The sequence below is a fragment of the Clostridium psychrophilum genome, assembly GCF_018861705.1.
GTDB lineage: Bacteria > Bacillota > Clostridia > Clostridiales > Clostridiaceae > Clostridium_AD > Clostridium_AD psychrophilum.
Genome location: NZ_JAHLEC010000117.1, coordinates 1 through 9,821 on the forward strand (window position 1 = coordinate 1; position 9,821 = coordinate 9,821).

Here is a 9,821-nt window from a genome sequence, read left to right on the forward strand (position 1 = left end):
TTATTGAAATTTTCATATTAATTTACAATATTTTCAAGAGGCATAGCCTAAAATTTGAAATAGCTTAACTCCTACCGGAGAAAATATAGCTTTTTGTGGCTTAATCATAGATTAATATTTTTTATGAAAAAATATAAAAATGAGAGGACGATGAAGGATATGTCGAATTTATTTAGCTTTTTAAAACCTGCTAAGCCTATTAAGAGATTACCAAAAGAAAAAATTGATTCAGCTTACAAAAAATATCGGTTACAAGTATTTATAAGTATTTATATTGGTTACATGGGTTACTATTTTGTTAGAAGTAACTTTTCATTAGCTAAGATGTACCTCATTCAAGAAGGCTTTACAAAAACACAACTTGGTTTAGTTGCCTCTGCACTTGGAATGGCTTATGGTGTCAGTAAATTTGTTATGGGTAATGTATCAGATAGGTCTAATGCAAGATTTTTTCTAGGAATCGGTTTAATTTTGTCTGGTGTTACAAATTTATTTTTCCCAATTACATCAAGTCTTACAATAATGTTTATGTTAATGCTTGTAAATGGTTGGGTACAAGGTATGGGTTGGCCACCATGTGGCAGAATCATGACTCATTGGTTCTCTGATAAAGAACGTGGCGTTAAAATGTCTATTTGGAATACAGCACATAATGTGGGTGGTGGATTTATTGCTACTATTGCACTTGTTGGTGTTCAAATATTTGGAGGATGGAAAGGAATTTTTTACTTACCAGTTATTATTGCAATTGTGATAGGATCACTGTATATGGTTTTTGCAAAGGATACACCTCAATCTGTAGGACTTCCTCCTATAGAAGAATATAAAAATGACTACCCTGCATTTAAAGTAGCTAATAGAGAAAAAGAAATGACTGCAAAAGAAATACTATTTAAATATGTACTCAATAATAAATATATATGGTTTATCGCTCTTGCAAATGTGTTTGTATATTTAGTACGATATGGTGTCATTAATTGGGCTCCATTATATTTACAGGAAGTGAAAGGTTTTAATGTTAAAGAGTCAGCACTTGCATTTTCTTTATTTGAATATGCCGCAATTCCTGGTACTATTTTAATTGGATGGATCAGTGATAAAATATTTCATGGTCGTCGTGCACCAGTAGGTATAGCTTGCATGGTAGGAGTAGCAGTTGGTGTGTTCATTTATTGGCAGAGTTCAAGTCTTTTAGCAGTAAACATTACTTTAGCTTGCATAGGTGCCTTAATATATGGACCAGTTATGCTTATTGGAGTAAGTGCCTTAGATCTAGTTCCTAAAAAAGCTGCTGGAACTGCTGCAGGCTTTACGGGGCTCTTTGGATATCTTGGCGGACAAGTTGCAGCTGAAATAGTAATGGGAATGATTGTAGATAAATACAACTGGAATGGAGGATTCATAATGCTTATGATTTCTGCTGTACTTGCTATTGTATTTCTATCTCTTACTTGGAATGTACATGATAGGTCAAAACCAGAATCTGAAGATGTTGTGTCAGCAAGTTAAATAGGCACGTGGAATGAATAATATTTTTTATAAGCCCTCTATGGTATAGAGGGCTTATAATTGTGCACGTGTTATTTGTATAATTTAGTGTAGCAATTATTTTATTATTCGTTTACCGATAACAAATTTTTCTTTGTAATATCCAGTTAATTCAGATATTTTTATAACATCACCAGTTTTTGGGGAATGAATAAATTTATTGTTTCCAACATATATTCCAACATGAGATACTTGATATGGAAGAGCTGAATTTGTCATGAAAAAGACTAAATCGCCATTTTTAAGATCATGTATATTAATAGAAATACCTTTATTTATCTGGTCCATAGTTATTCGAGGCAAATTTATATTGAAATGGTTATAAACATATTTTACAAAACCAGAACAATCGAATCCACCACTTATATAGTTGCCAGCAGCATCGGTTATTGCGGGTGTTGTTCCGCCCCATAAATAACTCATTCCAAGAAATGTATCTGAGTATGATATTAAAGTATTTCCAGTTATTAATGTTTTATATTGTTGTCCATTTTTTATATATTCAGGCTTGTTTAATGGAGTTTTAAAATTTGTGAAAATAGTGAAAGTCATATATATTAGGGATCCTAAAATAAGAATTGATGTTACAAGATAAAGTTTTGTTGAATTCCTTTTATTAAAAGATTTCCTCATTGTTTCTCCTTTGCTCATATATTTTAAATAATCTTATATTAATTAAATTATTATAATATTTGTAGTAATATTCTATAATGTTAATAAAAATAAATAAGAAGGCTACTTATTTTGTTAAAACAAGTGTTAATTGGGAAGTATAAAGATATTGAGTAAAATGCGATGTTAAGTTTATAAGAAAGCAAGTGTGTTTATTGTTTAAAGAGTATGAATTTAAATGGGAGGTAATTTATGGTGAAAAATAAAATATATTATGTTATGGATACAATGTGTGGATGGTGTTATGGTACTAGCGATGTTATAACAAAGTTACAGGAAAAGTATAAAGATATTTATGAGTTTAACCTTTTACCAGGAGGAATGTGGACGGGTGATAATGTTAAAAAAATGAGCAGTGGCCTAAGGGATTATGTAAAAGGTCATAATGTAGAAATAGAGAAATTAACTGGGAAAAAATTCGGAGAAGGTTATAATAAAAATATAATAGAGAGCAATTTAATAGTTCTAGATAGTTTACCTGGGGCAAAAGCAGTTGTTACAATTCAAAGGATAAAAAAGAAAGTGGCTTTTAACTTTCTTAAGAAAATTCAAGATGCATTTTTTGTTTATGGAAAGGACATGAACAGCTTAGAAGTTTACACTGATATAGCTGAAAGTTTTAATATACCTGGTGAGGAGTTTCTTAAAGAATTTAACTCAGAATCATTAAGAAAAGAGACATTTAAGTGTTTTGATTTGGCAAACTCAATGGGTGTTACAATGTATCCAACTATCATATCGGTAGGAGACAATAAGGTAAACATAAACTCACAAGGATTTACTAGTTTTGAGGATTTGGATAAAATGTTTTCTTCCCCAACTTTTGCTAACCAAATCTAGTTAGGCAAAAATTGTTTTATAAACAAAAGGCTGTGAAGTAAATTATTTCACAGTTTTTTGTGATATGGAGAATTTAATAAGTAACTAAAAAATTATATTATACAATAGAAACACATTCATATATATTAAGAGTTAACCATATATATATATTATGTATTACATGTAAATTAGTACATATAATGTGATTAATTTTTATTATAATATGTAATTTCCATGAGGATGGAAAAGAAAGAGGGTGCAAATGGATAATCTAATGATTTTTATCATAGGAGTATTAGAAATTACTATACTTGATTTAACATTATCTGGTGATAATATAGGTATTATTGCGTTAGCAACGAAAAATCTATCTCCTAAATTTGCAAAAAAAGCTAGTTTTATAGGAATAGCAGGGGCTATTGGATTAAGAGTATTATTTGCTTGTATTATTACTCAAATAATGAATATACAGTGGTTACCAATTAAATTAATTGGTGGACTTATTTTAGTAAAAATAACATGGGATTTTATAAAGCCTGGATACCAGGAAGAAGATTGTAGTGTGAAAAAAGCAGGAAAGTTTTGGGAAGCAGTAGCTGTAATTATTATTGCAGATATTAGTATGAGTCTTGATAATGTAATTGCAATAGCGAGTACAGCAGACGGTAATGTGTGGTTAATTATTATCGGTATTTTAATAAACATACCAATAATTTTTTACGGAAGTCAATTTGTATCAAATTTAATGAAAGACCATCCTATTGTTATATACTTAGGTGGCGCAATATTAGCTCATACATCCTTTAAGATGATACTTGAGGATAATTTAACAATTAAATATCTGGGTTTTTCACATGTAGTATCAATAATAATTCCCTGGGTTTTTGCCATTAGTATATTGTTGTACGGATATCTAATAATAAAAATAACAGAAAAGAAAAACTTACGCTGGAAGCCATTACATAAGATATAATATGCTGCGACACAGGAGATAATTTAATAGTACAACCAGGTTTTTAGTAAATATAGTATTATTTTTTAGTATACTACATTTTGTATACGATCAAAGAGAGCATATACGAAGACAACATGACTATGCAAGCAAATATATCAACAAAGAGGAAAAATGTACCACAGTGGATACAAACACATATAAAACTGCACCTGGTGATTTCTGCGTACACAAAAAAGCCATCTAAATATAGATGGCTTTTTAATATGGTTAAAAATAATATTTATTATGCTGAATGATTTGTTTCATTTACGATTTAATGTATAGCCTTCTTTTTATACTTCTTGCCTGTAGTTTCAACACTACCTATAGTTATAAATGCATCTTTATCAAATCCATTTACTATAGATTTTAACTTAGCAATTTCCAACCGAGACACAACAACATAAATTATATTTTTAGAATCTCCATTATTTCCGCCCTCACCGTTAAGAAAAGTCATTCCTCGACCAAGCCTATCCATTATTGCTTCTGAGATATCTTTGTTTTTATCTGAAATTATGATTACAGCCCTTGATTCGTCAATGCCTTCAACAATAATATCAATGACTTTAATTGCTATAAAATATGCTATGAGAGAATACATTGCTCTATCCCAACCAAAAAGCACGCCGGCTGCAAGTAATATAAAAAAATTAAAGAACATTATTATTTCACCAATTGAAAAATTAATTCTTTTATCTAAAATGATTGCAACGACTTCTGTTCCATCTGTTGAACCACCACTTCTCATTATTAATCCTATTCCTACGCCCTCAATTATCCCACCGAAAACTGATGCCAATAGAATATCCTGTGTTATGCCAGGAATTGGTTTAAGAATAGATACGCCTATAGAATAGCATATTACTGAAAATATAGTAGCAATTGTAAACGTCTTTCCAATTTGTTTATATCCTATTACAAAGAAAGGTATATTAAGTATAAAGGTAAGTAATCCTAATGGTACGTTTATAAAATGATTTACCATAATTGATATTCCAACAACGCCACCATCAATTATATTATTAGGTATTAAAAATATTTCTAAACCAATTGAATACAATGTTGCACCAATCATAATAATAATTATTTTCATTAGGGTAGTGTAATATTTTTTGAAGCTTTTAGTCATATAATAATCCTCGCTTTCTTTAATCTAAACTATAATAGTAATATATTTCAACTTTTATTTCAACCTTAATACTGTTTAAAGTGGCATTATATGGTTATAAAATGTATCAAACTTACATAAGAGGTAACGAATGAATTTTGTATATGGGAAATAAATATGCCACTTGGAGTTATCAGAGGCACATTTATTATTTGAATTATCTGTGTAATTTTTTCTATTACAAAAGTATTGATAATTATTTGCTTGTTGTTCCAGTAGCCCCAGTTGATGATCCTGTAGTACCAGTAGTACCCGTGGTACCTGTGGTACCGGTTGATGATCCTTTAGTGCCAGAACCAGTAGTACCAGTTGATGAGCCCGTGGTTCCTTTAGTCCCTGTAGTTCCAGTTGAACCTCCTGATGTTCCAGTACCCGTGGTTCCTTTAGTACCTGTGGTGCCAGTTGATGATCCTTTAGTGCCAGACCCAGTAGTATCAGTTGATGAGCCTGTTGTTCCTTTAGCATTTGTAGTTCCAGTCGTTGTTTTTTTATCTGTAACTTTAGTTGATGATCCTGTCGTTTCAGTTGAAGTTTTTACGCTGGGAACTTTAGTAGATTTAGTAGTTTTAGTAGATTGTTTATTTTTGTTATAATCGCTATTTGAAACTTTTGGACTTACAATTTTGCTGCTATTTTTATATACAGGAGTATTATTTGTAGTATCTTGAGTAGTTCCAGTAGATGATGGAACAGATTTTTTTTCAATTACTGGTGTTTTTACAGCTGCTTTTGGAACAACAGTTTTCACCGTGGGAGTTGCCTTTTTATTAGACATTTCATTGATAGTAAAAGCCCCTATAACTCCAGCAATCATTACTAAAATAATTGATAAAATAATTACCTTTGCATTTTTACTCCTGAGAGGCTTCTTATTTCTAGGCAGCACTTTGCTATCTTTTTTATTTTTTGTTAGTTCAGCAATTTCTGACTTACTCATAACCGTTGTAGAATCGTTTTTTAAGTCAGGAACTATTACATCACTTATAATTTTTGTAGCATCATCTAAGTCATTGTTTACTTCAATTATGTAATTAGGATTCTCTTTAATTGCACTTAAAATTGCTATCATTTCAGTAGCCGTTTGGTATCTTTTAATCGGTTGTTTTTCCATTGCTTTCAAGATTACCTGGTTTATATTTTCAGGTATATCAGTAATAACTTCTTTAGGCGCAGTAGGAGGTTCCTGAATATGCATCATAGCTATAGTAATAGCACTGTCTGCATTATATGGTACTTTCCCAGTCACCATTTCATACATTACAATACCTAAGGAATATATGTCTGTTCTACAATCAACATAAACACCTTTTGCTTGTTCCGGAGAAAAATAGCGTACGCTACCCATAACCTTATTGGAATTAGTTACGGTTCTTGAATCGGCAACCTTGGCTATTCCAAAATCCATAACTTTAACTGTATGGTCTTCTTTTATCATGATATTATCTGGTTTTATATCTCGATGAATTATATTGTTTTTATGAGCACATTCAAGTGCTTTGGCTATTTGTAAAACTATATTTATAGTTTTTTTAGAACTAAGTCTGCCATCGTCTTTTATTACTTGTTTTAATGTTTTTCCATTAATATATTCCATAACTATAAAGTTAATATTATTTTCTTCACCAACATCTAGAACACCAACAATATTTTGATGTGACAATTTTGCAATTGAAGTGGCTTCTCGTTTAAACCGTCTAAGAAACTCTTCATCATTACTTAACTCTGTTTTCAATATTTTTACAGCAACAAATCTATTTAATAAGTGGCACTTTGCTTTATATACAGTTCCCATGCCACCTTCACCAATCTTCTCTAATAATTCATATCTATTTAAAAGTAATGTACCTATCATATATTATTTGTCCCCCTATGAAGAATAGTAACAGGATATATTATATCATAGTCTATTGCCCACTGTTTGAAGTGAATTTGAATTATTTACTCAACTTCGTTTAGAAAAAGCATTGTTTTTGAGGTAGCTTTTTAAGAAAAATCACAAGCAACCAAGATGTTTTTAGAAAACGTAGTCTATCCAAATACTGGGGATAGGCATCAAAACGTGAAAACTATGCGTTGAAATAGTTATAAATAAATAGTAATAAGCCATTCAATATAATATTAATTATTTTGAATGGCTTTGACTCTAACAAGTATCAGTAAGCTTCACCTTTTTTATTAATATATCTTTTAAATTTATATATATAAATTTTACAACAATTCTTTTTAATTTAATGTTTAATCTTATCATTATAAGAAAATGTAATTTACTCAATTATCACAATGTGAGTAGTAATTTCCATTATCTCTTTATGTTTATTTTATAAGAATAGCTAGTTAAAGTCAATAATTAAAGTAATATTTATTCCAAGTAATTTTAATATTAATATTTAATTGTAACAATAGTTGAAATTTAATAAAAAATGAATATAGTATTAGATTTTATTGACTGTTATACTTGTTTTGATTTTAATTTATTAAATAATTATATTTAACATAAAATTAAGTATTTATTAATACAAAAATATAACATATTGTGGTAAAATATTATAATAGAGTATTTTTTATTGTAATATTTTGTGAAAAAGTAGAAAACGATTATATCTTAATTACAACAAATTATTTGTAATTAAATAGTAGTGAAAGTTTTTTGAAAAGAAATAATACTTTTATAAGTAATATTAGAACTAAATGTTGTTGCTTAGAATACATCTACTTGTTTTATATCATTGGTTATAATATTATTTAGAATTTATATATGGATAAAGTGTATATACAACCTAATTTTATTATCAAAATAATACTTTCAGAAAAACATTTTGAAAGTAAATTTTAACATCGTTAATTGTGGATTTTGTTAATCCGGGAAAGAGTAAACTGAAGGATGATGATATATATGAATGATATTTTTTACAAACAGGTAACGGAGCAACTTAAAATGAGACTTAAAGATAATGAAGAAAAAGAGAAACAGGCAGAAGAGCTAATGATTGCTAATAAAGAGCTTGCCTTTCAAAATAAAGAGAAAGCAGATAGAGCAGCAGAGTTAATAATTGCTAATAAAGAACTTGCCTTTCAAAATGAAGAAAAGGCAGACAGGGCAGCAGAGCTTAGTATTGCTAATAAGGAACTTGCTTTTCAAAGCGGAGAAAAAGCAGATAGGGCAGCAGAGTTAATTATTGCTAATAAGGAACTTGCTTTTCAAATCGGAGAGAAAGCGGATATGGCAACAGAGTTATTTATTGCGAATAAAGAGATTGCCTTTCAAAGTGAGGAGAAAGCAGAGAGGGCAGCAGAGTTAATTGTTGCTATTAAAGAACTTGCTTTTCAAAGTGGGGAGAAAGCAGATAGGGCAGCGGAATTAATTGTTGCTAATAAAGAGATTGCTTTTCAAAACGAAGAGAAGGCGGACAGGGCAGCAGAGTTAATAATTGCTAATAAGGAGCTTGCTTTTCAAAATCAAGAGAAAGCACATAGGGCGGCTGAGTTAAATATTGCTAATAAAAAATTAATTATTGCTAATAAAGAGTTAACTGTTGCAAGCAAAGCTCAAGGAGAATTCCTTGTTAACATATCTCATGAACTGAAAACACCACTAAATGTTATATTTGCAACAGCCCAATTATTTAGTATGTATTGCGATTCAGATTCACTTGATGAGAAGAAGGATTCAATTGTTAAATATACTGAATCACTTAAACAAAATTCTTATAGGTTATCTAAACTTATTAATAACATAGTAGACACATCAAAGATTGAAGCAGGATTCTTTGAATTGAATTTATCAAATAGAAATATAGTCGAAGTTGTAGAAGATATAGTGACGTCTGTAACTGCTTTTACTGAAAGTAAAGGTATAAATATTATTTTTGATACGGATTTAGAAGAAAAGATAATTGCTTGTGATTCAGAAAAGATTGATAGAATTTTATTAAATCTTATATCAAATGCGATAAAATTTTCAGATGAGGGCGATGAAATACTTGTAGAAGTTAAAGATAAGGGTGAATTTGTTGAAATATCAGTCAAAGATAATGGTATTGGCATCGAAAAAAAGTATTTAAATATGATATTTGATAGATTTAAACAGGTAGACAAATCATTATCAAGAAATACAGAGGGTACGGGGGTTGGATTAAGTTTAGTTAAGTCAATTGTAGAATTATCCGGTGGCAGTATAAATGTAGAAAGTAAACTTGGGAAAGGAAGTAAGTTTACAGTTAGAATTCCTTCCAAAACAGTGCTTAAAGAAAATACACTTTATAATAGCAATGTAAAAAGTGAAAATGAAAATATACAGGTGGAACTTTCAGATATTTATTAGTGATGTCATTTATAAGTTGCTTAAACCATTCATGTATGGGGCAAAGAAACAGAACCATATGTATATATAAAAAAAACTTAGCAATTATGGAAAATACTGAAAAAGTCATTTTTAAATAAAATGATACTTTTTCGGTGGTCTTCAATTATGCTAGGTTTTTTATTTTTTAAAATATAATATTTTTTTTATTAATAGTATGATTATCCCACAAAAAGCTTGTAATTACTTCCAAACGTAGTAATTATGATATAATAATATCAAAATCAGTACGTAGAGGAGGATTACTATGTTTTGCA

7 protein-coding genes are annotated in these 9,821 nt (G+C 29.6%); 4 read left to right on the forward strand and 3 right to left on the reverse strand.

Going from position 1 to position 9,821, the window contains the following annotated elements:
* Window positions 1-123: 123 nt before the first annotated feature.
* Complete coding sequence (locus KPL38_RS16380; RefSeq protein ID WP_246578005.1) at window positions 124-1,509, forward strand: MFS transporter; 1,386 nt, start codon at window positions 124-126, stop codon at window positions 1,507-1,509.
* Between the two features lie 96 nt (window positions 1,510-1,605).
* Here KPL38_RS16380 and KPL38_RS16385 read toward each other — a convergent pair whose 3' ends face one another.
* Entirely contained in the window at window positions 1,606-2,181 is a 576-nt protein-coding gene (locus KPL38_RS16385; protein WP_216290223.1) for a C40 family peptidase, read from the reverse strand.
* A gap of 231 nt (window positions 2,182-2,412) precedes the next feature.
* Between KPL38_RS16385 and KPL38_RS16390 the strand changes: the two genes are divergently transcribed.
* Both KPL38_RS16390 and KPL38_RS16395 read left to right on the forward strand, forming a co-directional pair.
* Complete coding sequence (locus KPL38_RS16390; protein WP_216290224.1) at window positions 2,413-3,060, forward strand: DsbA family protein; 648 nt, start codon at window positions 2,413-2,415, stop codon at window positions 3,058-3,060.
* 241 nt (window positions 3,061-3,301) lie between these two features.
* Window positions 3,302-4,012 (forward strand): YjbE family putative metal transport protein, encoded by a 711-nt coding sequence (locus KPL38_RS16395; protein ID WP_216290225.1) that lies wholly within the window; start codon window positions 3,302-3,304, stop codon window positions 4,010-4,012.
* 295 nt (window positions 4,013-4,307) lie between these two features.
* Here KPL38_RS16395 and KPL38_RS16400 read toward each other — a convergent pair whose 3' ends face one another.
* Both KPL38_RS16400 and pknB read right to left on the reverse strand, forming a co-directional pair.
* Window positions 4,308-5,165, reverse strand: a complete 858-nt coding sequence (locus tag KPL38_RS16400; protein ID WP_216290226.1) for a YitT family protein — start codon at window positions 5,163-5,165, stop codon at window positions 4,308-4,310.
* 235 nt (window positions 5,166-5,400) lie between these two features.
* Entirely contained in the window at window positions 5,401-7,056 is a 1,656-nt protein-coding gene (gene pknB, locus KPL38_RS16405) for a Stk1 family PASTA domain-containing Ser/Thr kinase (RefSeq protein WP_216290227.1), read from the reverse strand.
* A gap of 1,041 nt (window positions 7,057-8,097) precedes the next feature.
* Between pknB and KPL38_RS16410 the strand changes: the two genes are divergently transcribed.
* Window positions 8,098-9,525, forward strand: coding sequence for a sensor histidine kinase (locus KPL38_RS16410; protein WP_246578006.1), 1,428 nt, complete (start codon window positions 8,098-8,100; stop codon window positions 9,523-9,525).
* Window positions 9,526-9,821 lie beyond the last annotated feature (296 nt).